This is a genomic window from Microbacterium hydrocarbonoxydans, assembly GCF_000956475.1.
Classification (GTDB): Bacteria; Actinomycetota; Actinomycetes; order Actinomycetales; family Microbacteriaceae; genus Microbacterium; species Microbacterium hydrocarbonoxydans_A.
Window position 1 is genome coordinate 839,611 of the sequence record NZ_JYJB01000010.1, and the last position, 24,394, is coordinate 864,004.

23 protein-coding genes are annotated in these 24,394 nt (G+C 68.4%); 6 read left to right on the forward strand and 17 right to left on the reverse strand.

Going from position 1 to position 24,394, the window contains the following annotated elements:
• Positions 1 to 203 precede the first annotated feature (203 nt).
• Positions 204 to 2,087 (forward strand): chorismate-binding protein, encoded by a 1,884-nt coding sequence (locus RS84_RS16660; RefSeq protein WP_045258859.1) that lies wholly within the window; start codon positions 204 to 206, stop codon positions 2,085 to 2,087.
• Between the two features lie 64 nt (positions 2,088 to 2,151).
• On the opposite strand, the gene RS84_RS16665 is transcribed toward RS84_RS16660, so the two are convergent.
• Positions 2,152 to 3,468, reverse strand: coding sequence for a M50 family metallopeptidase (locus tag RS84_RS16665; RefSeq protein ID WP_152641863.1), 1,317 nt, complete (start codon positions 3,466 to 3,468; stop codon positions 2,152 to 2,154).
• A 57-nt stretch (positions 3,469 to 3,525) separates the two neighbouring features.
• Between RS84_RS16665 and RS84_RS16670 the strand changes: the two genes are divergently transcribed.
• The 3 genes from RS84_RS16670 (at position 3,526) to RS84_RS16680 (ending at position 6,550) form a co-directional block, all read left to right on the forward strand.
• Positions 3,526 to 4,092: a hypothetical protein gene (locus RS84_RS16670; protein WP_045258860.1), complete on the forward strand. Its 567-nt coding sequence runs from the start codon at positions 3,526 to 3,528 to the stop codon at positions 4,090 to 4,092.
• A gap of 92 nt (positions 4,093 to 4,184) precedes the next feature.
• On the forward strand, positions 4,185 to 4,838 hold the full coding sequence (locus RS84_RS16675) for a YcnI family protein (protein WP_045258861.1): 654 nt from the start codon (positions 4,185 to 4,187) through the stop codon (positions 4,836 to 4,838).
• Positions 4,839 to 4,927: 89 nt separating this feature from the next.
• Positions 4,928 to 6,550 carry a Mur ligase family protein gene (locus tag RS84_RS16680; RefSeq protein WP_045258862.1) on the forward strand — a complete coding sequence of 541 codons (1,623 nt, stop codon included), beginning with the start codon at positions 4,928 to 4,930 and terminating at the stop codon, positions 6,548 to 6,550.
• A gap of 23 nt (positions 6,551 to 6,573) precedes the next feature.
• On the opposite strand, the gene dxr is transcribed toward RS84_RS16680, so the two are convergent.
• Both dxr and RS84_RS16690 read right to left on the reverse strand, forming a co-directional pair.
• Entirely contained in the window at positions 6,574 to 7,659 is a 1,086-nt protein-coding gene (gene dxr, locus RS84_RS16685) for a 1-deoxy-D-xylulose-5-phosphate reductoisomerase (protein WP_045258863.1), read from the reverse strand.
• Between the two features lie 33 nt (positions 7,660 to 7,692).
• Positions 7,693 to 8,652 (reverse strand): FKBP-type peptidyl-prolyl cis-trans isomerase, encoded by a 960-nt coding sequence (locus RS84_RS16690; RefSeq protein WP_045258864.1) that lies wholly within the window; start codon positions 8,650 to 8,652, stop codon positions 7,693 to 7,695.
• Between the two features lie 128 nt (positions 8,653 to 8,780).
• Here RS84_RS16690 and RS84_RS16695 point away from each other — a divergent pair, with 128 nt between their 5' ends.
• Complete coding sequence (locus RS84_RS16695; protein ID WP_045258865.1) at positions 8,781 to 9,560, forward strand: lysophospholipid acyltransferase family protein; 780 nt, start codon at positions 8,781 to 8,783, stop codon at positions 9,558 to 9,560.
• A 30-nt stretch (positions 9,561 to 9,590) separates the two neighbouring features.
• Here the strand turns inward: RS84_RS16695 and RS84_RS16700 are convergent, their stop codons facing one another.
• Positions 9,591 to 10,076 (reverse strand): OsmC family protein, encoded by a 486-nt coding sequence (locus RS84_RS16700; protein WP_045258866.1) that lies wholly within the window; start codon positions 10,074 to 10,076, stop codon positions 9,591 to 9,593.
• A gap of 47 nt (positions 10,077 to 10,123) precedes the next feature.
• Between RS84_RS16700 and RS84_RS16705 the strand changes: the two genes are divergently transcribed.
• Positions 10,124 to 11,119: an asparaginase gene (locus RS84_RS16705; protein WP_045258867.1), complete on the forward strand. Its 996-nt coding sequence runs from the start codon at positions 10,124 to 10,126 to the stop codon at positions 11,117 to 11,119.
• A 20-nt stretch (positions 11,120 to 11,139) separates the two neighbouring features.
• Here the strand turns inward: RS84_RS16705 and RS84_RS16710 are convergent, their stop codons facing one another.
• From RS84_RS16710 to atpB, 13 genes are all read right to left on the reverse strand, one after another.
• On the reverse strand, positions 11,140 to 13,866 hold the full coding sequence (locus RS84_RS16710) for an FtsK/SpoIIIE domain-containing protein (RefSeq protein ID WP_052676415.1): 2,727 nt from the start codon (positions 13,864 to 13,866) through the stop codon (positions 11,140 to 11,142).
• Between the two features lie 68 nt (positions 13,867 to 13,934).
• On the reverse strand, positions 13,935 to 14,732 hold the full coding sequence (locus tag RS84_RS16715) for a PP2C family protein-serine/threonine phosphatase (protein WP_045258869.1): 798 nt from the start codon (positions 14,730 to 14,732) through the stop codon (positions 13,935 to 13,937).
• A gap of 179 nt (positions 14,733 to 14,911) precedes the next feature.
• A complete protein-coding gene (locus RS84_RS19750; RefSeq protein WP_052676416.1) occupies positions 14,912 to 15,820 on the reverse strand; it encodes a DUF5684 domain-containing protein in 909 nt (302 codons plus the stop codon).
• 153 nt (positions 15,821 to 15,973) lie between these two features.
• The gene (locus RS84_RS19755) at positions 15,974 to 16,579 is read right to left on the reverse strand and encodes a DUF4870 domain-containing protein (RefSeq protein WP_052676417.1); all 606 of its coding nucleotides are present in this window, start codon (positions 16,577 to 16,579) and stop codon (positions 15,974 to 15,976) included.
• Positions 16,580 to 16,693: 114 nt separating this feature from the next.
• The gene (locus RS84_RS16730; RefSeq protein WP_045258870.1) at positions 16,694 to 17,440 is read right to left on the reverse strand and encodes a YaaA family protein; all 747 of its coding nucleotides are present in this window, start codon (positions 17,438 to 17,440) and stop codon (positions 16,694 to 16,696) included.
• 67 nt (positions 17,441 to 17,507) lie between these two features.
• Positions 17,508 to 17,768: a F0F1 ATP synthase subunit epsilon gene (locus RS84_RS16735; protein ID WP_045258871.1), complete on the reverse strand. Its 261-nt coding sequence runs from the start codon at positions 17,766 to 17,768 to the stop codon at positions 17,508 to 17,510.
• A gap of 2 nt (positions 17,769 to 17,770) precedes the next feature.
• The gene (gene atpD / locus RS84_RS16740) at positions 17,771 to 19,225 is read right to left on the reverse strand and encodes a F0F1 ATP synthase subunit beta (protein ID WP_045258872.1); all 1,455 of its coding nucleotides are present in this window, start codon (positions 19,223 to 19,225) and stop codon (positions 17,771 to 17,773) included.
• Positions 19,226 to 19,246: 21 nt separating this feature from the next.
• Entirely contained in the window at positions 19,247 to 20,146 is a 900-nt protein-coding gene (locus RS84_RS16745; protein WP_045258873.1) for a F0F1 ATP synthase subunit gamma, read from the reverse strand.
• A 20-nt stretch (positions 20,147 to 20,166) separates the two neighbouring features.
• On the reverse strand, positions 20,167 to 21,807 hold the full coding sequence (gene atpA / locus RS84_RS16750) for a F0F1 ATP synthase subunit alpha (protein WP_045258874.1): 1,641 nt from the start codon (positions 21,805 to 21,807) through the stop codon (positions 20,167 to 20,169).
• A gap of 47 nt (positions 21,808 to 21,854) precedes the next feature.
• Positions 21,855 to 22,643, reverse strand: coding sequence for a F0F1 ATP synthase subunit delta (locus RS84_RS16755; RefSeq protein ID WP_045258875.1), 789 nt, complete (start codon positions 22,641 to 22,643; stop codon positions 21,855 to 21,857).
• A complete protein-coding gene (locus RS84_RS16760; RefSeq protein ID WP_045258876.1) occupies positions 22,643 to 23,182 on the reverse strand; it encodes a F0F1 ATP synthase subunit B in 540 nt (179 codons plus the stop codon). The genes RS84_RS16755 and RS84_RS16760 overlap by 1 nt, the downstream gene beginning before the upstream one ends.
• Before the next feature lie 25 nt (positions 23,183 to 23,207).
• The gene (gene atpE, locus RS84_RS16765) at positions 23,208 to 23,444 is read right to left on the reverse strand and encodes an ATP synthase F0 subunit C (protein ID WP_045258877.1); all 237 of its coding nucleotides are present in this window, start codon (positions 23,442 to 23,444) and stop codon (positions 23,208 to 23,210) included.
• A 46-nt stretch (positions 23,445 to 23,490) separates the two neighbouring features.
• Complete coding sequence (gene atpB / locus RS84_RS16770) at positions 23,491 to 24,273, reverse strand: F0F1 ATP synthase subunit A (protein ID WP_082062240.1); 783 nt, start codon at positions 24,271 to 24,273, stop codon at positions 23,491 to 23,493.
• Between the last annotated feature and the right edge of the window lie 121 nt (positions 24,274 to 24,394).

Consider the following 24,394-nt stretch of genomic DNA (forward strand, 5'->3'; position numbering starts at 1 on the left):
GGATGCACGAGGGCTGGATGACCGCACCACGTCACGAGCCGGGAACCGGCGCCCGCGGTGTGATAGTTTTCACCACATGTCCGCGAACCTCACCTGGTGGCCCGCCTCCTAGGCGGTGTGTTCGCGTTCCCACGAATCCAGACCGCCTTACGGGGCGGTTTTTTCGTCTGAGCCGCGCCTCTTCCCTCGCACAGGAGACATCGATGACCCTCTCACGCCTCGCCGAGCTCAGCGCCGACCCGGCGGCATCCTTCGTGCTGATCGCGCGCGACGGTGCGGACACCGTCGAGCTGCTCTCCGGCGACGTCATCGATGTGGATCTCCTCGCCGACATCCCGCTCGCGATCGACGGGGTTCCCCGAGAGGTCTTCGCGCTCGTCCCCTATCGTCAGGTGCGCGAGCGCGGCTTCGTCGCGCAGGACGACGGCGCCCCCTTGCGGTGCATCGTCGTCGACGAGCATCTGCATCTTCCGACGGCTCAGCTCGTCGACGCGCTGCCGACGGATGCCGTGCCCCTGAGCGACGCCGGATTCGACATCGCCGACGAGGAGTACGCCGCGATCGTCGAGCGCGTGATCGCCGACGAGATCGGCCACGGCGAGGGAGCCAACTTCGTCATCCGCCGCGATTTCACTGCGAACATCGACGTCGACGACCGCACCGCCGCGCTCACCTGGTTCCGCGCGCTGCTCACGCATGAGCGGGGCGCCTACTGGACGTTCGCCGTCTTCACCCCGGGTCACGTCGCCGTGGGCGCGAGCCCCGAGGCGCATGTCGTCGCCCGCGAGGGAATCGTCACGATGAACCCCATCTCCGGCACCTTCCGCCACCCGGCCGGCGGCGCGACGAAGGAGACGCTCGTCGAGTTCCTCTCCTCCACCAAGGAGACCGAGGAGCTGTTCATGGTCGTCGACGAGGAGCTCAAGATGATGAGCGCCGTCTGCTCGGACGGCGGACGCATCACCGGTCCGCACCTCAAGGAGATGTCGCGCCTCACGCACACCGAGTACATGCTGCGCGGTCGCAGCCGACTCGATCCCCGCGACATCCTGCGCGAGACCATGTTCGCCCCGACCGTCACCGGCTCCCCCATGCAGAACGCCTGCGCCGTGATCCGTCGCCATGAGACGAAGCCCCGCGGGTACTACTCCGGCGTCGCAGCCCTGTTCACGCCGAACGACGAGGGCGGGCACGACCTCGACGCCCCGATCCTCATCCGCACCGTCTACCTGAAGGAGGGCGCGCTGAGCGTACCCGTCGGCGCGACGCTCGTGCGGCACTCCGACCCGTATGGCGAGGTCAGCGAGACCCATGGCAAGGCCGCAGGCGTACTCGGGGCCATCGGCGCCGTCGAGCGCGAGCGCGTCGCCGAGGCCGATGGCGACGCCGATGCTCCGGCAGTCCCCCGGTCTCTCGCCGACGACGCGACGGTGGCAGCGCTCCTCGCCTCGCGCAACGCGCGGCTCGCGGACTTCTGGCTCAACCCGCAGGGCGAGGACTTCGCCGGCCCGTTCACGGGCCGCTCGGCCCTGGTCGTCGACGCCGAGGACCGGTTCACGACGATGCTCGCGCACCAGCTGCGCCACCTCGGCCTCGAGGTCACGATCTCGGCGTGGAGCGATGTGACGGATCCCATGGTCGACGCCGCCGATCTCGTGGTCGCCGGCCCCGGCCCCGGCGACCCTCGCGACGAGGAGAACACCCGGATCGCACGGATGCGGGAGGTCGTCGCGCGACGGCTGGATGCCGGCGCCCCGCTGCTCGCGGTGTGCCTCAGCCACCAGATCCTCGCCGATCGCCTCGGCATCGAGCTCGCCCCGCTGGCCGCCCCGCACCAGGGACTGCAGAAGGCGGTCCCCCTGTTCGGCGAGGACGCGTCGATCGGCTTCTACAACACCTTCACCGCACGAGTCGCGCCTGGCACGGCGGCCGTCGGCGATGCGGAGGTGTCGGCGGATGCCGCGACCGGCGACGTGTATGCACTCCGCGGCGAGCGCTTCGCCTCCGTGCAGGGACACCTCGAGTCGATCCTGTCGCGCGACGGCATCCGCACCCTGGAGCGCCTCGCGGCCCACGCTCTCGCCTGAACCCGGCGTTTCCTCTCGCTTCGCGGTTCGTGAGCGAGGAGTGACGCACCCGCGCGAAGGGCACTCAGCCGCCGAGGATGTTCACGGGGTTGAACAGGTCGGCCACCAGCAGGAGCGCGCCCATCGCGATGAGCAGTGTCGCCACGACCACGGTCAGCGGCACCAGCTTGGTGGCGTCGACGGGCGCGGGGGGCGGACGGCGGAAGATCTTCGCCCACGCGCGCTTGATCCCGTCCCACAGCGCGACGACGATGTGGCCGCCGTCGAGCGGGAGCAGCGGGATCATGTTGAACACGAACAGCGCGATGTTCAGCGAGCCCAGCAGGCCGAGCAGCACCGAGAATCGGTTCAGGATCGGCGCGTCGGTCGCCGCCACCTCCCCCGCGATCCGTCCGACGCCGACCACGCTCAGCGGCCCGTCGGGATCGCGCTCACCGCCGGTGACCAGGGACACCCCGACATCCCACAGCTTCACCGGGAGATTCACGATCAGCGAGGCGACACGCACGACGCTGTCTCCCGTCATCTGCGGTCCCGCCGTCAGCGGCTGCTGCACGAAGCCCATCTGCGCGCCCATGCCGACGTAGCCGACGGTCCGCACGACCTGCACACCCTTGTCGTCGACGATCGGGCGCCCGCTCGCGTCCGTGATGCTGCGCTCGGCGGCGATCGGCGTGACGATGAGCGTCTTCTCGGCTCCGTCGCGCTTCACGACGACCTCGAGATCCTTCCCCGGCGACGCCTGCACGATGGCCGTCGCCTCGGCGAACGTCGACACCGCGGTGCCGTCGATGGAGACGAGGACGTCCCCAGGCCGGATTCCGGCCTCGGCTGCAGGGGACTCGGGATCATCCGCCGAGCACTCGGTCGCCGTCGAACCGGCGGGAAGCACGCACTCGCTGACCGAGGCGATGGTCGTGGTGCCCTGCTGCACGCCGATGCCCGACACGAGCACGGTGAAGATCACAGTCGCGAGGATCAGGTTCATCACCGGCCCGCCGAGCATCACGACGACGCGCTTCCACACCGGCAGCCGGTAGAAGACCCGGTGCTCCTCGCCGTCCGCGATGGTCTCGTCGTTCGCAGTGCGGGCGTCCTGCACCAGCGCCCGGAAGATGCCCTTCGCGGGCCCGGCAGTGGTCGACGCGGGATACATGCCCGACATCGAGATGAACCCGCCCAACGGCAGCAGCTTGAATCCGTACTCGGTCTCGCCGATCCGCTTTGACCACAGCCGCGGGCCGAAGCCGATCATGTACTGGCCGACGCGCACGCCGAACACCTTGGCAGGGAGGAGGTGGCCGACCTCGTGCAGCCCGATCGACAAGCCGAGGCCGATGAGCATGAACAGGATGCCGCCCACATAGAGCAGTGTTTCCACACGCCAACGCTAGTGGCCCCGGCCTAGGAATCCGCCCACACCGAATAGGCTGGTTTCGTGACGACCCGCCAGCTGCGACTACTGCGCGCAGCATCGGCGTCTTCTGCAGCCACAGTGCTGGCCGCCCTCTCCCACACCTTCGCCGGCGGTGCCGCTCCGCATCCGCTCCTGGTCCTGGCCGTCACCGTCCTGCTGATTCCCCTCGCCACGCTGCTGATCGGCGCCCGCGTGTCGAAGCCCAGGGTCGCCCTCACAGTGCTCGTCAGCCAGGCGGCGTTCCATGTGATCTTCCAGCTGCTGGGAGCGCCGACCGGCTCTGCCGTCCCGTTCGGGCACCATCACGACCTCCTCCCCCTGGGGCCGGTTTCGGTCGCCGCGCTCCCCGACCTCGCCATGATCGCCGGGCACGTACTCGCCGCCGTCGCGACGATCGCTCTGATCTGGCACGGCGAGTCGCTCGCCCGGACGATCGCCGCGTGGGTTCTCGCGCTCGTGCGTCTCGACGAGAGCCCGGTTCCTGCAGATCACCGCCGGCCCGCAGCACTCGTGTCGCACCGGCGTCCGCTCGTCGAGACGGCGCTCGACGGCACCGTCTCCCGGCGCGGTCCTCCGCTCTTCTCCTGATCGCAACGCGTCGGCTCTGGCCGGCGCTCTTCTCCGCGGGTCCTCGCGCTGTTTCGCGCGCCCGCATCCATTGCAATCAAGGAGTACTCATCATGCGTTCCACCACCAAGCTCGTCCTCGGCCTCTTCGGAGGCTCCCTCATCGCCGTCGCCGCGCCTCTCGCAGCAAGCGCGCACGTCACCGTCAGCCCCGATGAGATCGCTGCGGGCGAGCACGGCGTGCTCACCTTCGCCTTCTCGCACGGCTGCGAGTCGTCGCCGACCACGTCATTGCGGATCACCATGCCCGAGGGTCTCGCCTCGGTCGCGCCGACGATGGACAGCGACTGGTCCATCGCTGTCGAGCGCGGCGACGACGGCCTCGTCAGTGCCGTGACATACACCGCCGTGAGCCCTGTGCCCATCGATCTGCGAGGAGCCGTGAGCATGTCGATCGGCCTCGATGAGGACACGCCCGAGACACTGGCCTTCCCGGTCGTGCAGACGTGCGTCGAGGGAAGCACCGAGTGGACCCAGCTCGCGAAGGACGGCGAGGACCCGCACGAGCTCGACAACCCGGCCCCGGTGGTCACCGTCTCCCCCGCGACCGGCGAAGAGCACGGAGACGCGCACGGCGAGGCGGATGCCGCGTCATCCGCCTCCTCACCTGCCGCCGATCCGCTGGGCCCGGTTCTTGGAGGCGCGGGCCTCGTCGCGGGCCTCGCCGCGCTCGTGGTCGCCGTGCTCGCCTATCGGCGTCGGGCCTGACACCGGCGTCCGCCCCCGCTCGTCAGACGCGGGGGCGGACGCCGTGCCGAACGGTTCATCCCGCCTCGGCGTGAGAACATGGATCTGACATGTCGATTGAACAACAACCGAGCCTGCCTCCCGTGCTCCGCCCCGCGAACCCGCCCCGGCGTGAGCTGTCCGAACTCGCCTCCAGATTCGCCCGCGACGTCCTCGGCGAACTGGCCGGAATCGCCCTGTCGGGGATCACCCTCGCCACCGCCGATCTCCGCCCGGGCGAGGCGTTCGTCGCGATCCAGGGCGTGAACCGTCATGGCGCGGAGTTCGCGATGACCGCCGCCGAGAAGGGCGCGGTCGCGATCATCACCGATGTGGCCGGTGCCGAGATCGCCGAGCCCGCAGGCCTCCCGATCGTGGTGGTCGACGATCCGCGCGGAGTTCTCGGCGCGCTCAGCGCCTGGGTGTACGGCACGGGGGCCGACGACGACCTGCCCCTTCTGTTCGCCACCACCGGCACGAACGGCAAGACCAGCGTCTCGCACCTGCTCGAGGGCGTGCTCGACCAGATCGGTGTCGTCACCGGATTGTCCTCCACCGCCGAGAGGCACATCGCCGGAGAGATCATCGTCTCGCGACTGACGACTCCCGAAGCCTCCGAGATGCACGCGCTGCTCGCCCTCATGCGCGAGCGCGACGTCGAGGCCGTGGCCGTCGAGGTCAGCGCGCAGGCGCTCTCACGGCACCGCGTCGACGGCATCCTGTTCGACGTCGCCGGCTTCACGAATCTCAGCCACGACCACCTCGACGACTACGCCGACATGGAGGAGTACTTCGAGGCGAAGCTTCCGCTGTTCCGTCCGGATCGGGCCCGCCGCGGCGTCGTCTGCCTCGACTCCCCCTCGGGCGCGACGGTCGTCGAGCGCGCGGAGATTCCCGTGGTCACCGTCGGAACCCCATCGATCGCGGCCGACGCCGAAGCGGCAGCCCGCGCCGACTGGGTTGTGACCATCGACGACGAGCGTGCAGCGGGGACGACATTCACGATGACGGGTCCTGCGGGCTCCCTCACCACGACCGTGCCCGTGATCGGTCCGCACATGGCCGCCAACGCCGCGCTTGCGATCGTCATGCTGCTCGAGGGCGGATACGACTGGCACCGCATCGTCGAGGCGCTCGAGCGCGACGGCGGAATCCGCGCGTACCTGCCCGGTCGCACCCAGCTCGTCTCCGGCGAGAAGGGGCCTGCTGTCTTCGTCGATTTCGGGCACTCCCCGGATGCCTTCGAGAAGACCCTCGCCGCCGTTCGCCGGGTCACGCCCGGCCGGGTGCTCATGCTGTTCGGCGCCGACGGCGACCGCGATGCGAGCAAGCGCTTCGACATGGCACGGACGGCCGTACAGGGCAGCGACATCCTCGTGGTGACCGATCACCACCCGCGCTTCGAGGACCCCGACTCCATCAGGGCGACCCTGGTCGAAGGTGCGCGCAGAGCGCGGCCGGATGCCGAGATCCACGAGTACTCCCCGCCGGAGAAGGCGATAGTGGCCGCGGTGAGCCTTGTCGGCGAAGGCGACGCGATCCTCTGGGCGGGTCCCGGGCATCAGGACTATCGCGATATCCGCGGGGTCCGCACTCCGTACTCCGCGCGCGAACTCGCGCGCCGGGCGCTGAAGGCTGCCGGCTGGCCCGTGCCGGAGCCGCGCTGGCCGGTTCCGTACCCGCCCGAGGACTGAACCGGCCGGGCCGGATCGGCGTGTCAGGCCGATGCCGCGATCAGGGCATCCGCCTTGCGGCGCGCCCAGCCTTCGGCCTCGGCGAGCGATTCCACGGTCAGCGCAGCCGGCGGCTCGTGCGCATCGACCACCCGGGCGATCGTGTCCGTGATGCCGAGGAACGACAGCCGTCCTTCATGGAATGCGTCTACGGCCTGCTCGTTCGCGGCGTTGTAGACCGCAGGGAAGGTCGCTCCCGCACGCCCGACCGCCTTGGCGAGTGCGACGGCGGGGAACGCCTCTTCGTCGAGCGGCTCGAAGGTCCACGACGTCGCCTTGGTCCAGTCCAGCGGGCGGCCGACCCCGCCCACGCGGTTCGGCCAGTCCAGCCCGAGCGAGATCGGCAGCCGCATATCGGGCGGCGATGCCTGTGCGATGGTCGAGCCGTCGATGAACTCGACCATCGAGTGCACGATCGACTGCGGGTGCACCACGACGTCGATGTCGTCGTAGTCGATGTCGAACAGCAGGTGCGCCTCGATCACTTCGAGTCCCTTGTTCACGAGGGTGGCCGAGTTCGTCGTGACCACGCGCCCCATATCCCAGGTCGGGTGCGCGAGAGCCTCCTGCGGGGTGATGTCGCGCATCTCTGAGCGAGAGCGGCCACGGAAGGGCCCACCGGATGCCGTGACGACCAGCCGGCGGACCTCGTCATGCGTGCCGCTGCGCAGAGCCTGGGCCAGGGCGGAATGCTCGGAGTCGACCGGCACGATCTGCCCGGGAGCCGCAGCGGCCTGCACGAGGGATCCGCCGACGATCAGCGACTCCTTGTTCGCGAGGGCGAGCGTCCGGCCCGCATTCAGCGCGGCGAGAGTGGCCCCGAGGCCGATCGATCCGGTGATGGCGTTGAGAACGACATCGGCTTCGACGTCTCGCACCAGCTGCTCGGCATCCGTCGCCCCGAGGGCCGTGTCCGCGACGCGGAACTGCTCGGCCTGCTCGGCCAGCAGCTCCGCATTCGTGCCTGCTGCGAGGCCGACCAGCTCGAACCGGCGCGGGTTGGCGCGGATGACGTCGAGAGCCTGCGTGCCGATGGAGCCGGTGGAGCCGAGGACGATGATGCGACGCATGCCGCCAGCCTATGACACGCCCTCGGCTCTCCCTCACTGCTGCGGTGCGACGGCCTTCTGGTTCGCGAGGATGTCGATCACGAAGACCAGGGTCTGACCCTTGAGGTCGCTCTCGTTGATCTCGCCCTCGCCGTAGCCCAGCGACGGCGGAATGACCACGAGGATCTGAGAGCCGACCTTCTGTCCTTCGAGCGCCTGGATGAAGCCCGGAACGTAGGTGTTGCCGTCGATCGAGATCGGCGCGCCGTTCTTCCACGAGGAGTCGAAGTTCTTCTGCGTGTCCCAGCTGACGCCGTAGTACTGCAGGAGGGTCGTGTCACCCGCGGTGACGGCCGGGCCGTCACCCTCCTTCAGGACAGACATCTTCAGCTCGGTCGGAGCGTCGCCGTCGGGAAGCTCGACGCTCGGCTGACCGTCATCGGCGAGGGTGACCTCGGGCATTCCCTCGACGGCGGGCTGTTCCGCACCCCAGGCCGCCAGAGGAGTGACGCCCAGAACGTCGACGATGTAGATCGACGGGTTCGAGGTGTCGGAGCCGGGAAGCGCTACCGAGAGGCGGGTGCCGATGGTCGCGCAGCCGAGGATCTGCCCCAGCGGGGAATCAGCCGTCACGGCGTTCGGGAGCATGTCGTCGGCCGCGTAACCGGCGTCGCCGAGCCGCTCGCCGGTCGTCGCGTCGAAGGCGCTGAGCGCATATCGCACGTAGTCGCCCTCGGCGATCTTGTCGCCGTCGCCCTCGGTCACCACCGTGCGCTGGATCGCGTCGATGCTCGGGCCGAGGTCGAACGTGGCGTTCGACACCGCGCCGACGCTGCCGTCGACGGTCACGCCGTCGGAGACGTCGCCTGGCTCAGCGGCGACCGAGCAGAGGTCTGCGGCGGCATCGGCGGAGGCGCTCGGAGTGGAGTCCGGGGTCGTCGAGCCGGAGCACCCCGCCAGCAGGAGAGTCGCTACCGCGACAGTGGACAGGATGCTCAGCGATCGGATACGCACAGTGGAAGACCTCGGATTCACGGACGGGGACACCCCATACTCTCTCATCCGGCTAGGTTCGTGCTGAACGGCGCGACTGCCCGGGTCGCATTCCGGACGAGGCATGCGCGGCGGAGTAGCCTTTCCGAATGACCTCTGAGCAGTCCGTGGAGCCCGAGCCGTCGCCTGCAGAGACCGCGAAGCCGCGTCACGCAGGGTTCACGTACCGACTCGGACGCAGTCTGATCAGCCCGCTGGCCCGCCTCGTCTACCGGCCGCGGATCGAAGGCCGCAACCTCGTGCCGCTCGACGGCCCGGTGATCTTCGCGAGCAATCACCTGTCGTTCATCGACTCCATCGCGATCCCCGTCGCTGCTCCCCGGCCCGTGCACTTCCTCGCGAAGTCGAGCTACTTCGAGGGCACCGGCGCCAAGGGATGGCTGAGCAAGACGTTCTTCGAGTCGATCGGCGCGATTCCGGTGCGGCGCGGCGCCGGCCAGGCGGCATTGGACGCCCTCGACCTCCAGCGTCAGCTGCTCGACGAGGGTCTCGCGGTCGCGCTCTATCCTGAAGGCACGCGCTCGACCGACGGACGCCTCTACAAGGGCCGCACCGGCGTCGCCTTCCTCGCCCTGCAGACGGGCGCCCCGGTGGTTCCCGTCGGCCTCATCGGCACCGACAAGGTCATGCCGGTCGGCGCGAAGATGCCGACGCTCAACGAGCGCATCACGGTGAAGTTCGGCGCTCCGCTGAACCTCGCACCGCACGGCCCCGCGAGCAGCGGCAAGGCGCGACGCCTGGCGACGGATGAGATCATGGCCGCCATCCATGCGCTCTCGGGACAGGAGCTCGCGGGTGCTTACAACGAGGCCCCGGCACAGGGCACGATCGAGAAGATCAAGCAGGCTCTTCCGCACGAGCGCCGCTGACGACCCTTCGACAGGCTCGGGAGCCCGGCGCTAGCGCTCGACGGTCACCGTGGCCTCATGCCGAACCGGGAAATTCATCGAGTTCGCGATGAAGCACCATTCGCCTGCCTGCGCGTGCGCCCGCTCCGCCGCCTCGACCATGGACTCGTCGGCGACGACCACCTCGGGCCGCAGCATGACCTCGACGAACGCTCCTCCCCCACGTCCGTCTTCTCGCATCAGCCCGGAGGCGGTGTCGCGGTAGGAGACGACGACCACTCCGGCCGTGACGCACGCGTGCAGGTAGGAGAGCAGGTGGCATTCCGAAAGCGACGCCAGCAGCAGATCCTCCGGGTTCCATCGTGAGGGATCGCCGCGGAAAGGTTTGTCGCTCGACGCGAGGATCTGGGGCTTGCCCTGCACTTCGAGCGTGACATCGCGACGATAGTCGCGGTACCCGCTCGTCCCCGTCCCGGCGTTGCCGGTCCACGTCGAGGTGAGTGCGTAGCGATGCTCTCCGAGAGCGGTGTCTGCCATGCTCTCAGTCTGCCATCGGCATCCGACAGGGCCGGTAGTCTTGGCAGGTGCTGGAGACTTTCACCATTCAGGATGCTGTCGAACTCGCGGTCGTCGAACGGAGCGGATTCGTCGAATCCCGCCATGCGGGAGCCGCCGTCGTCCTCTCCTCCGACGGGGAGATCCTCGCTCGCCACGGGAATGCGGACGCTCTGATACTCCCCCGGTCCAGCCTGAAGCCGCTTCAGGCCGTCGCCTGCATCACGGCGGGGGCGCCGCTCGAAGGCGAGCAGCTCGCCATCTCGACGGCCAGTCATGTCGGCACCGATCGGCATGCCGCCGTCGTCCGCGACATCCTGACCCAGGGCGGCTTGAACGAAGATGACCTGGGCTGCCCTCCTTCGTGGCCCACGGACTCCGCGACGCGCGATGAGATGGTCCGCGAACACGGCGCGCCGACGCGCATCCGCATGGGCTGCTCCGGCAAGCACGCCGCGATGCTGCGCGCCTGCGTCGCGACCGGCTGGCCGACCGACGGCTATCTCGACCCTGCGCACCCCCTGCAGCTTCATATTCGCGAGGTCGTCGAGCGGCTCAGCGGCGAGAAGGTCGCGCACACTGCGATCGACGGATGCGGCGCCCCCGTGCACGCGATCACGCTGACCGGACTGGCCAGGGCGATCCACCGGATCGGCAGCGCGTCGGAGCGCTCGCCCTTCGCCCTGCACCGTGTGGCCGGTTCACTCGTCCGAGCCGTCCGCGAGAATCCCTGGACGATCGAGGGACCTGGGCGCCCCGACACCATGGCGATCGAGAAGCTCGGCGTGTTCGCGAAGTACGGCGCGGAGGGGATCATGGTCATGGTGGCGCCTGACGGCACCACGGTCGTGCTCAAGACACTCGACGGCTCCACGCGCGTCGGCACCCTGGTCGCCGCGACCCTGCTCTCGTACGCAGGAGCACTGCAGGCGGCCGATGTCGACTCGCTCTTCGCCGCGCTGCCGCTCGCCGTGCACGGCGGGGATCGCGAAGTGGGCGCCATACGCATCAGCCCGCTTCTCTGACGGCCGCACCGGTCAGCCGCTCAGCGGGGCGTCAGGGCCGAGAGGACGGCGCGTCGCGGCTGCCCGTCTCCGCGCAGCGACCAGACCCGGCCGGCGTGCAGCCGGGCGAACGGCGGCGTCTCGCGGACGCCCGCGAGCTGCCGCAGATCTGCCGGGTTCTCGGCCCGGATGAGGACCTCGCCCTGCGCCCTGATCTGCTGCCAGAGCTGCCAGCTGCGCTGCCAGGTGTCGGAGTCGGCGACGACGATCGCCGGTCGTGCGGAGTCGGACGGCATTGTCGGGGCGACCACGACCTCGCACCCCGGGTACGCCTCCTGCAGCGCGCGGGCGACGGCATGCGGGCCGGCGGTGACCACGGCCGTGAGCCGCGCCGTCGGCTCCCAGCTCGGGGGCGTCGCTCCTCCGCTCGACGCGGATCCGGCCTCGTCGACCCAGGCGATCTGGACCTCGCGCTCTCCCATGACCGCCCGCCCCGGCAGCCGCTCGCGGTCGAACCCTGCCGATTCTCCTCCGGCTGCCAGGTGCTCCACGCGGCTCGGCATGCGCAGCAGCGCACGCCGAGGCAGAGCATCCAGCAGGCGTCCGACCGACCCCGACGCCCTGGCGGCTGTGAGCACGAACGTCGTGCCCGTCCGCCCGCGGAGGAGCTGCTCCCACCGTTGGGTGAGCACCTGCGCATGCTCGGCCGGGAGGTCGGCCAGCAGGGCATCGATGTCGTCGCACAGCACGAGTTCGGGCGTCGTCACGTGACCGCCGGACAGAGCGGCGACGGCATCCCAGGCCGCTTCAGGGTCTGTGGGGATCCAGAGCGCCGCCGGGTGCTGATGCCGGAGCATTCGCAGCAGCGAGGTGCGCCCTGAACCGGGGGCTCCGAGCACTGCGAGCCCTCGTTCCGCACCGACCCGGAGCGCCTGCACAGGCTGGCGCTGCCGTTCGGGCTCATCCGCCTGCCCCACAACCAGGCACCCAGGCTCAGGGGCCGTCAGCTCTTCCAGCCTGATCAGGGGCCGCAGCGCCGGCAGCCATGGACTCTGCGCGGCCTCCACATCCGCATCCGCCCAGCGCAGCGCCGCGCCTCGCAGATCCGCGGCGCCGGTCAGCGCCACGCGAACGGCCACCGGCTCCGTGTCCTGCGGGCGGCGGACCAGTGCGAGACCTCGCGATGCGACACCACCGGGCAGATCGGCGGCCGCATCCGTGCCGATCACCAGTCGGCTGTCGGCGGGATCGCCGACGCGCAGGCTCACTCGGAGAGGGCAGTTGGCCGCGAGCGCATCGCGGATCACCCCAGAAGCGCGCTGCGTCCCGATCACGAGATGCATCCCCAGCGCCCTCCCCCGCGCGGCGATGTCGGTGAAGACGGCACCGAGGTCGGCATGCTCCTGGAGGAGCGCCGCGAACTCATCGACGACGATCACCAGCCTCGGCAGGGTCGAGTCGCGCACATCCCGGACGCCGGCCGCAGCCAGCACGCCCTCGCGTCGGCGGAGCTCGGCCGTGAGACTCGACACGCCCCTGCGTGCACCGGCCTCGTCGAGGTCGGTGATCACGGCGACGACCTGAGGCAGCTCCCGCAGCGGCTCGAACGCTGTGCCACCCTTGAAGTCGGCGAGCACGAACAGCACCCGCTCCGGTCCGTGCACCGCCGCCATCGCCGCGACCCACGAGACCAGCAGCTCGCTCTTTCCCGTGCCGGTCGTGCCGGTGACGATGGCATGCGGGCCGTCTTCGACGATGTCGAGCACGACCTGATCGCGCTCGTTCCGCCCGATCGCCGCGGGCAGGCCATCCCGCGACGGATGCTGGACCAACTCGCTCAGCGCGACGGACACCGGCAGCACATCGATGTCGTCCTGAGATGCCGACCTCGCTGCAGCGACCAGCGCTGTCTGCGCGAGCGAGACCCCTTCGGCGGACACCTCGTGGATCCCGTGCGGAGTGCGCAGCGACGCCGTCCTCGGCTCGTTCACGTCGAGTACGGTGGTCACACCCTCGGGTACCTCGTCCGAGACGCCGCCGACCCAGAGCACGGCCTCGGCGGCCGGTCGCGGATCGCCGATGCGCGCCACGCCGACGCGCATGGCATCGCGGCGCGCCGACTCGAATCCGGCGATGCCCCACTCCTGCGTCCGCTCGCCGACGATCGCGATCTGCGCCGCACTGAATCTCAGACAGAGCTGCACAACGAATGCTCGCAGCGCCGCCAGAACGACAGGTTCGGCGCCACGCAGGCACACGCCGCCGCCGAGGGCCACGGCGATCGGCGCATCTTCGAGTGTCAGGCATCGGGCCTGGAACGCCCTGGCCCGTTCGCCGTCGCCGCCGGACGAGCGGATCTCACTGCGCCCGTCTCCTCTGCCGACGACCAGGAGAGTGCTGGCATCCGCCCCTTCCGGACCGCGCAAGGGCGGCCGCAGCAGCGCACCGGCCGCGTCCGGATGCCGCAGCATCCACAGGTCGCGCTCCTCGTCGTGCCTGCGGCGCAGTTCTTCCTCAGCGCGCACCCATGACGCCTCGCTCTCCGTCTCGGCGACGCGACGCGCCCGACGACGCGCCCTGGCACCGTCGATCAGCGACGCCACGATCATCAGCGGGCCGAGTGCGGCGAAGCACAGGGCGAACAACGAGCCCGTGACGAGCCACATCACCACGCCGCCCGCCACGGGGACGAGCGCCGCCATGAACGGCACAGGGGGGCGCTTCACGTCGGCGGGCGCAGCGGGAATCGCGATCGGCAGAGAATCCATGCCATCAGTGCACACCATCGACCGAGCGCCGATTGAAGCTATCCCCAGACTTCACCGGGGATCACGAGTCAATGCTCAGAGGTTTCTTCGGTGGAGGAAGAGTCGCCTGCGACCTGCACGATGACGAGCGTCACGTTGTCCCTGCCGCCGTTCTCCAAGGCGGCGGCGAGCATCGCGTCGACCGCTGCGCCGGGATCGGCGTTCTCGTTGAGGAAGTGCTGGATGCCGTAGTCGGTGAGTTCCTTCGTCAGACCGTCGGAGCAGATGACGAAGCGATCACCTGCGCGCACGTCGATCGTGACATAGTCCGGCGCGGTGAGCTCGCTCGCTCCGACGGCCCTCGTGATCACGTTGCTGTAGGGATGGCCTTCGGCCTCATCCGGGCTGATCTTCCCGGCTGCGATCAGCTCCTGCACGACCGAATGGTCGGTCGTCACCTGCACCAGACGACCTTCGCGCAGAAGATACACCCGGGAGTCGCCGATGTTGAGCGCCACCCAGTGCAGGTCGTCGCCGTCTGCTTCGAGGAACACGCCCGTCAGAGTCGTCCCCGTGCCCTCGTCGGTCGTCTCCGGGTGGGCGGCGATGTCCCCCACCACCAGCTCGAGAGCGCTTTCGATCCCCGGCCGGTTCACCTGGCCCTCGGCCAGCAGCGCCTCGAGACGAGCGATCGTGCGCTGACTGGCGATCTCGCCCCCCGCGTGTCCGCCCATGCCGTCGGCGACGATGAACAGCGGGTACTCCGCGAAGAAGGAGTCCTGGTTGGTGTCGCGGCGCAGGCCGACGTCTGTGACGCCGGCCCATTCGAGCTGGAACCGCCGACCCCCGGCATCGATGCCGCGTCTCTTGGTCGTCGTCTCAGCCACGTGCCGCCTCCGAACTGCCTGCGGCGATCTTCGGGGCCTCAGGATACAGACACATCGTAGTGGACTCGTGATCCCTCGTCGGCGTGATGACCATGACTCCCACGTTATCGCGCGCAGGACGGCGCATGTGACGACGCAGGGCCCTCGACCGAAGTCGAGGGCCCTGCGAAGAGACCGGCTCAGGCCGGCGGTTGCATCGGATCGGCCGGCGGGACCGGCGGCACCGGCGGAGCAGGAGGCTGGGGCGCCGCAGGCGGAGCCGCAGGCGGCTGGGGTGCTGCCGGAGGGGCCGACGGCGGCTGCGGGGCGCGCGGCGGGAAGACGGGAGGCTGGGGCGCGGCGGGCTGACCGTAGCTCGGCTGCGCAGGAGGAACAGGAGCACCGTACCCCGGCTGCGCATACCCCTGAGGTGCGCCGTATCCGGGCTGCGCCGGAGGAACCGGCTGGCCGTAACCGGGCTGGCCGTAGCCCTGCGGAGCGCCATAGCCCTGCGGAGCGCCGTAGCCCTGCGGAGCGCCGTAGCCCTGCGGAGCGCCATAGCCCTGCGGAGCGCCGTAGCCGGGCTGACCATATCCCTGCGGAGCTGCGCCTGCCTGCACGGGCACGCCCTGCCAGACAGTCCGGTCGGCGAAGAAGCCGTTACCCGCCCACGAGGCCGGCACGATGTTCGGATTCCAGCGCGAGCTGTCGAACGCCACGATCGCCATCCACACGACAGGGAGGAAGATGAACAGAACCACCCATACCGAGTCCTTCTGCAGCTTGAGGCCGATACGCCACGCGGCCAGGATCAGCAGCACCTGCATGGCGATGGCGAAGAGAACGCCGATGCCGATCCAGGCGAGCAGGATCGTTCCGCCGATGCAGTAGAGGAGCAGCCACGGACTCACGTCGCCGAGCTTCAGGAAGATCATCGTGTTGTAGACAGGGACCCACGCACGCCATCTGTCCGTGATGCCGGCCTTGTCGAAGATCTTCATCATCAGGAAGGAGCCGACCACATAGCCGATCACGCTGCTGATGAGGATGATGGTGAAGTAGATGCCGAGGAACGCGTAGGCGCCGCTCTCGTATCCGTCGTAACCCATGAGACTCACATTTCTCTGGTCGTGGGGGCGGCTCTCGCCCCGCATTGGAGCACGCTCCGCATCGGCCATGCTATCGGCGGACGCTCGCTCAGATCCGCGCTCAGCGCGAGAAAGGCCTCCGACTGCGGGTCGAAGGCCTTTCTCGGGACAGAACTACTTGACCCAGTTGGGCGCCAGGTAGAACTTGCCCTCCTGGCCGGCCGCGAGCTGCGGCGGGACGTTGATCGCGTGGATGATTCCGATGATCAGCTGCGCCAGGCTGACCAGCGGCAGCAGGAACGCGCCGATGATCACGAAGCTCAGCACCACGCACGCCGCGTAGGCGATCGCGAGGACGATCTGGAAGTTCAGGTTCGCCGCGTTCGCGCGCTGGTAGTTGGGCGCGACCTTGTCCTTCTCGATGAGGAAGAAGATCAGCGCGGGGATCCAGCCGAAGAACACCGACAGCCAGAGGTTGATGGTGATGTTCGGCTGCACTGCCGCACCGTAACCCGGCTGAGCGCCGTAAGGAGCGCCGGCGGGTGCGCCGTAGCCGGGAGCGGGAGCGCCCTGCAACGGCTGACCGTAACCAGGAGCGGGCTGACCGTACGCCGGAGCGGGCTGACCATAACCCGGAGCCTGGCCGTAGCCCGGTGCGGGCTGACCCTGAGCGGGCGGAACGGGAGCAGACGGAGCAGCGGGGGGTGCCGGCGGCACGTTGGCCGCGCCGGTCTGATCGCCGCTGGTCGGATCCGCGGGACCGGTTGCATCGTTAGACATGGGAATTCCCTCCTAATGCGGCCCGTGCCCGGGCCGAGCACCCACTACTCTCCCACACCGCCAAAGTGGAGGCAACGACGCCGCGCGAAGCATTTACCTACGCGTTACACGGGGTCATTCGTCGACGACGAGCTCGAGAACACCCTCTTCATCGGTATCGGTGAAGAGGATGCCGTTCGTCGCCGCCCACGCGCGCAGCCCTCTCAGCGTGCCGAACCGCGGACGCTGCTCCGCGAGTGCTCGCACGAGAAGCCCTTTGGACTTCTTGTTGAAGTGGTTGAGCGCCCGCCCGTGCGCGGTGACGACGCGGACATAGGCGGAGGGGACGGATGCCGGAACGGGACCGAGCGCCACATACGCCTCGCTCCGGAGATCGAGGACGAACGACGGAGACTCCTCCGCGATCGCAGACGTCGTGGCCTGCGCCCAGTGGCGGCGGAGCGCCTGCACACCGGGCAGTGACGTCCCTGCCGAGAGCCGATAGGCGGGAATCGCGTCGAGAGCGCCGACCGGGCCGAAAGGTGCGGAGTGGATCCAGACATGGGCGCCGAGCCAACGTCGCGATGCTGCCGACAGCGAGCCGGCATCGAGCGCGTCGTAGAGAACACCCGTGTAGCGATCGGCCGCCGGCATCGTGGCTGCGGAGCGCAGCATCCGATTGTGCTCCACGTCCCCCGCCTGTCGCGGGCTGAGACCGAGCACCTTGCGGGCCGCCTCTTCGTTGGCGGCCAGATCGACGAGGGCGTCGATGACCGCGTGGCGCTCCCCCGCGAGGCTGGGCAGCTCCAGCTCGTCGACGGCGAGAGGTGCGCCGGACCCGCCGGGATGCTTGGTCTCCGAGGGAGGGAGCAGGATCTTCATGAGACCTCCGGGTACACGCCGAAGCGCAAGGCCCCGAGGGGACCTTGCGCTTCGGACGGAAATCGGATCAGGCGATGAGTGCCGCGTTGCCGGCCACGATCGTCAGGTTGTTCCCCTCCATGGAGAGGAATCCGTCCTGAGCGTTGGCCAGCACCTTGGTGCCGTCTTCCTGGGTGATACGGACCTGGCCTTCAGCGAGGATCGCCAGCACCGGCTCGTGTCCGGTCATGAAGCCGATCTCGCCCTCGACGGTCTTGGCGACCACGAGGCTCGCCTCTCCCGTCCAGACCTCCGCCTCGGCGGAGACGAGGCTGACATGCAGCGCCATGATCAGGCGTTCTCCTTCTGGATCTTCGCCCACTGCTCTTCGACGTCGGAGATGCCACCCACGTTGAAGAAGGCCTGCTCGGCGACGTGGTCGAAGTCACCGCGGCAGATCGCATCGAACGACTCGATGGTCTCCTTGAGCGGGACGGTCGAGCCCTCGACACCCGTGAACTTCTTGGCCATGTAGGTGTTCTGCGAGAGGAACTGCTGGATGCGACGGGCACGGGCCACGACGATCTTGTCTTCCTCGGAGAGCTCGTCGACACCGAGGATGGCGATGATCTCCTGCAGCTCCTTGTTCTTCTGGAGGATCTGCTTGACCGTGGTGGCGACGCGGTAGTGGTCCTCGCCCAAGTAGCGGGGGTCCATGATGCGCGACGTCGAGGTCAGCGGGTCGATGGCCGGGTACAGACCCTTCGACGCGATCTCACGAGAGAGCTCGGTGGTGGCGTCGAGGTGGGCGAACGTGGTCGCCGGAGCCGGGTCGGTGTAGTCGTCGGCCGGCACGTAGATCGCCTGCAGCGAGGTGATCGAGTGACCGCGGGTCGACGTGATGCGCTCCTGGAGGAGACCCATCTCGTCGGCCAGGTTCGGCTGGTAGCCCACGGCGGAGGGCATGCGGCCCAGCAGCGTGGAGACCTCGGAGCCGGCCTGCGTGAAGCGGAAGATGTTGTCGATGAAGAGCAGCACGTCCTGCTTCTGCACGTCGCGGAAGTACTCCGCCATCGTCAGAGCCGACAGTGCGACGCGCAGACGCGTCCCCGGCGGCTCGTCCATCTGGCCGAAGACGAGGGCGGTCTTGTCGAAGACGCCCGCCTCCTCCATCTCGTGGATCAGGTCGTTGCCCTCACGGGTGCGCTCGCCGACACCGGCGAACACCGACACACCACCGTGGTCCTGCGCGACGCGCTGGATCATCTCCTGGATGAGGACGGTCTTGCCGACACCGGCACCGCCGAACAGGCCGATCTTTCCACCCTGCACGTAGGGGGTGAGGAGGTCGATCGACTTGATGCCCGTCTCGAACATCGTCGTCTTCGACTCGAGCTGGTCGAAGTTGGGAGCCTTGCGGTGGATGGGCCAGCGCTCGGTCACCTCGATCGTCTCACCGGGCTCGGCGTTGAGGACCTCGCCGATCACGTTGAAGACCTTGCCCTTGGTCACGTCGCCGACGGGGACCGAGATGGCCTCACCGGTGTCGCGAACCTCCTGGCCGCGGACGATGCCGTCGGTCGGCTTGAGGGCGATGGCGCGGACGAGGTCGTCGCCGAGGTGCTGCGCGACCTCGAGCGTGATCTCGGTGGACTCGTCGCCGATGGCGATCGTGGTCTTCAGCGCGTTGTAGATGTCGGGGATCGAGTCGTGCGGGAACTCGATATCGACAACCGGACCGTTGACGCGTGCGACGCGCCCGGCGACCGCGGTCGCCGGCTTGTCAGCCGTGGCGGTGGGGGTCATTTTCGTCTCTCTCCTGATGGTCTATTTGCTCGACGAGAGGGCGTCGGCGCCGCCGACGATCTCTGCGATCTGCTGCGTGATCTCCGCCTGGCGCGCGTTGTTGCGCAGACGGGTGTAGTCGGTGATGAGCTTGTCGGCGTTGTCGCTGGCCGACTTCATCGCCTTCTGCGTCGCGGCCTGCTTGGCGGCGGACGACTGCAGGAGAGCGTTGAAGACGCGGCTCTGGATGTACACCGGCAGGATCGCGTCGAGAACGGTCTCGGCATCCGGCTCGAACTCGTACAGCGGGTAGACGGTGCTGCCGGCCTCCGAGTCGTCGGCCTCCGCGATCTCCAGCGGAAGCAGGCGCACGGACTCCGGCTCCTGCGTCATCATGCTGACGAAACGGTTGAACACGAGGTGGATCTCGTCGACGCCACCGGCCTCTCCCCCGCGGGTGAAGGCCTCGAGCAGCGTGGCCGAGATCTCCTCCGCGGTGTGGAAGGACGGGGTGTCGGTGTCGCCGGTCCACTCCGCAGCTGACGCGATGCGACGGAACTGGAAGTACCCGACGGCCTTGCGGCCCACGAGGTAGAACACCGGCTCCCTGCCCTCCGAGCGCAGGAGCTCCGCCACCTCGAGACCCTCACGGAGGATCTGCGAGTTGAAGGCTCCTGCGAGACCGCGGTCGGACGAGAAGATCACGACCGCGGAGCGGCGGATGTTCTCGGGCTCGCGGGTGAGCGGGTGGTCGACGTTCGAGTGCGTCGCGACGGCGGACACGGCCCTCGTCACGGCACGCGCGAAGGGGCTGGACGCCTTGACGCGTGCCATCGCCTTCTGGATGCGCGAAGCCGCGATGAGTTCCATCGCCTTCGTGATCTTCTTGGTCGTCTGAGCAGAAGAGATCTTCTGCTTGTAGACCCTGAGTTGAGCGCCCATGAATCAGTACCTTCGCGCGATTACGCGCGACGACCCTTGACGATCTTCTCCTGGTTGACGTCCTCAGCCTCGGCTGCGGCGTGCTCCTCGTGACCAGGGGCGCCGATCGCGTGACCCTTGCCGCCCTGGAACTCCAGGATGAACGCGTCCGTCTGCTTGTTCAGCTCGGCGACGGTGTCGTCGTCCAGGACGTTCGTCTCGCGCAGGGTGTCGAGCACCTTGGTGTTGCGACGCAGGTAGTCGAGCAGCTCGCGCTCGAAGCGCAGCACGTCCTCGACCTCGATCGAGTCGAGCTTGCCGTTGGTTCCGGCCCAGATCGAGACGACCTGCTCCTCGACGGGGTACGGCGAGTACTGGGGCTGCTTGAGCAGCTCAGTCAGGCGCGCACCGCGCGAGAGCTGACGACGCGAGGCCTGGTCGAGGTCGGACGCGAACATCGCGAACGCCTCGAGCGAGCGGTACTGCGCGAGCTCCAGCTTCAAGGTTCCGGAGACCTTCTTGATCGACTTGACCTGAGCGTCACCACCGACTCGCGAGACCGAGATACCCACGTCGACCGCAGGACGCTGGTTGGCGTTGAAGAGGTCGGACTGGAGGAAGATCTGGCCGTCGGTGATCGAGATCACGTTGGTCGGGATGTACGCCGAGACGTCGTTCGCCTTGGTCTCGATGATCGGCAGGCCGGTCATCGAACCCGCGCCGAGCTCGTCGGACAGCTTCGCGCAGCGCTCGAGCAGACGGGAGTGCAGGTAGAACACGTCACCCGGGTATGCCTCGCGGCCCGGCGGGCGGCGCAGCAGAAGGGACACGGCGCGGTAGGCCTCGGCCTGCTTCGACAGGTCGTCGAAGATGATGAGGACGTGCTTGCCGCCGTACATCCAGTGCTGGCCGATGGCCGAGCCCGTGTACGGAGCCAGGTACTTGAAGCCGGCGGGGTCGGATGCCGGAGCCGCCACGATCGTGGTGTACTCCAGAGCTCCGGCCTCTTCGAGCGCGCCCTTCACCGAGGCGATGGTCGAGCCCTTCTGGCCGATCGCGACGTAGATGCAGCGAACCTGCTTGTTGACGTCGCCCGACTCCCAGTTGGCCTTCTGGTTGATGATCGTGTCGATCGCGATGGCCGTCTTGCCGGTCTGGCGGTCGCCGATGATCAGCTGACGCTGACCACGGCCGACCGGGATCATCGCGTCGATGGCCTTGATGCCGGTCTGCATCGGCTCGTGCACCGACTTGCGCTGCATAACGCCGGGTGCCTGGAGCTCGAGCTCGCGGACGCCCTCGGTCGCGATGGCGCCGAGGCCGTCGATCGGGTTGCCGAGGGGGTCGACGACGCGGCCGAGGTAGCCGTCGCCGACGGGGACCGAGAGGACCTCACCGGTGCGGGTGACCTCCATGCCGGCCTGGATGCCGGTGAAGTCGCCGAGGACGACCACGCCGATCTCGTGCTCGTCGAGGTTCAGCGCGAGTCCCTTGGTGCCGTCGGCGAAGGTGACGAGCTCGTTCGCCATGACACCGGGCAGTCCTTCGACGTGCGCGATGCCATCAGCGGCGTCGATGACGGTGCCGACCTCGGTCGCGGCGGCCCCTGTGGGCTCGTATGCTGCGGCGAAGTCCTTCAGCGCGTCACGGATGACGTCGGGGCTGATCGATAGTTCTGCCATTGTCTTCCCTTTGTATCTGGGTGCGCGGTTCCCCGCGCGAAGTCGTGTTAGCCGACGAGCTTCTGGCGAAGATCGGCGAGTCGGGCGGAGATGCTTCCGTCGATGACGTCATCGGCGATCTGCACGCGCAGGCCTCCGACCACGGTGGGGTCGATGACCACGTTCAGCGAGACCTCGCCCTCATAGCGGCTCGACAGAGCAGCACCGAGACGGGCGCGCTGCGCATCGCTGAGCGGCGTTGCGCTGTGCACCGTCGCGACCCGGCGGCCGCGCTGAGCCGACACGATGTTGATCGCGCGGTTCAGCAGCTGGCGGATGCGACGCTCGCGCGGCTGGCGAACCAGCGACGAGACGATCAGGGTCGAACCGGCGCTGACGCCGTCGGTGAGAAGACGCTCGACGAGAGCTCCCCGAGCGTCTGCTCCTCCGAGGCTGCTGCCCAGGGCGAGCTCAAGCTCGGGATTCGCGGCGATCACGCGGGAGAAACCGAACAGTTCCGCCTCGATGTCGGCCTGAGGGTCTGCGATCGCCGTGGCGCGGATCGCGAGCTCCTCGATGCCGTCGACGAGCTCGGCAGCCGACGACCAGCGTTCGGCCACGACAGCCCGCAGAACATTCTGCGCGTTCTGCGAGTATCCGCCGAACACCGCTGCCACGACGTTCTGCCGTGCCTCGGCCGGAGCCGAGGGGTCAGCGAGCGCGCCGCTCAGATGCGACGAGTCGCCAACGGCGCGTGCTGCGGCGAAGAGCTCCCGCGCAGTGTCGATGCTGACGCCCGACGCCGCGGCAAGCGCCTGAGTGGATGCCGCGAGTGCCTGAGTGGTCGCGCTGCCCATTACTTGGCCGCCTCGAGGTCCGCGAGGAACCGGTCGACGACAGCGGTCGCACGAGCATCGTCGGAGAGCGTCTCGCCGACCACGCCGCCGGCGAGGTCGAGAGCGAGCGAGCCGACCTCGGTGCGCAGCGAGACCAGAGCAGCCTGACGCTCGGCCTCGATCTGCGTGTGAGCGGTCGCGGTGATGCGTGCGGCCTCACCGGACGCGGCATCCTTCGCCTCGGCGACGATCTTCTTGCCGTCCTCGCGGGCGGCCTCACGGATCTCACCGGCCTCGGTGCGAGCCTCGGCGAGCTGACGCGTGTACTCCTCGAGCGCGGCCTCAGCCTGCTTCTGAGCCTCGTCGGCCTTGGCGATGTTCCCCTCGATCGCGGCAGAGCGCGCGTCGAGCAGTGCGTACATCTTGGGCAGTGCGACCTTCCACACCACCAGCAGGATGATGATGAAGCAGAGGCCCGACCAGATGATGTCGTACCACTCGGGGAGCAGCGGGTTGTGACCCGCCTCCTCCGCAGCGGACGTGACAAGAGCGTTCAGCATCCTGTCTCCTTATCGAAACTGGCGGTCAGGACTGGAAGATGAAGTAGGTCGCGATGCCGATGAAGGCGAGCGCCTCGGTGAAGGCGATACCGATCCACATCAGAACCTGCAGGCGGCCGGCCAGCTCGGGCTGACGGGCGACACCCTCGATCGTCTTGCCGACGACGATGCCGACGCCGATGGCCGGGCCGATGGCTGCGAGGCCGTAGCCCACGGTGCCGATGTTGCCGGAGATTTCAGCGAGAACCGTAGTTGCGTCCACGGGTTTTTCCTTTCGTTGGGTGGGAAGGCAGTTGTTGCCGACCCGCTCAGTGCTCTTCTGCGACCGCGAGCTGGATGTAGACCGCGGTGAGGATGGTGAAGACGTAGGCCTGCAGGAAGGCCACGAGGACCTCGAACAGGGTGAAGGCGAAGCCGAAGGCGAGGGTTCCGGCGCCGAGAGCGATCCACCCGCTGCCGAGGGTGAACACGAAGAACTGCGTCGCCGAGAAGAACAGCACGAGCATCAGGTGCCCGACGATCATGTTCATCAGCAGTCGGAGAGTCAGCGTGACGGGCCGGATGATGAAGGTCGAGATGATCTCGAGCGGCGTGACGATGATGTAGAGGAACGGCGGCACGCCCGAGGGGAACAGCGAGTTCTTGAAGAAGTTCTTGGGGCTCTTCTTGATGCCGGCGTAGATGAACGTCACGTAGCTGATCACCGCGAGCAGAAGAGGGACGGCGATGATGCTCGTGCCGGCGATGTTCAGGAACGGGATGATGCCCGTGAGGTTCATGAACAGGATCATGAAGAAGAGCGTGGTCAGGATCGGCAGGAACCGACGCCCGTCCTTGCGACCCAGCAGATCCTCCGCGATGTTCACGCGGACGAAGTCCAGGCCCATCTCGACGACGCTCTGGAAGCGACCGGGGACGACGCGCATCTTCCGCGTGCCGAGCCAGAGGACGAGCACGACGATCGCCGTGGCCAGGAACTGGATGAGGTGGATGCGGTGGATGACCAGCGTGCCGATCTGGAAGACGGCATCCGGGAAGAACTCATCGATCGACGGTCCGTGGAACTCGCCGTCGGAGGCGAGTTTGGGCATCAGGGTCGCAGCAAGATTGAACAGCGCGGGCTCCAGCTTCGGGGCACCGGTCAGAACCGGGGCGACGATGGTCGGTGTGCTTCACAGCGCAAGCGCTCGCGGACGAGCGGCGGGCACGTGT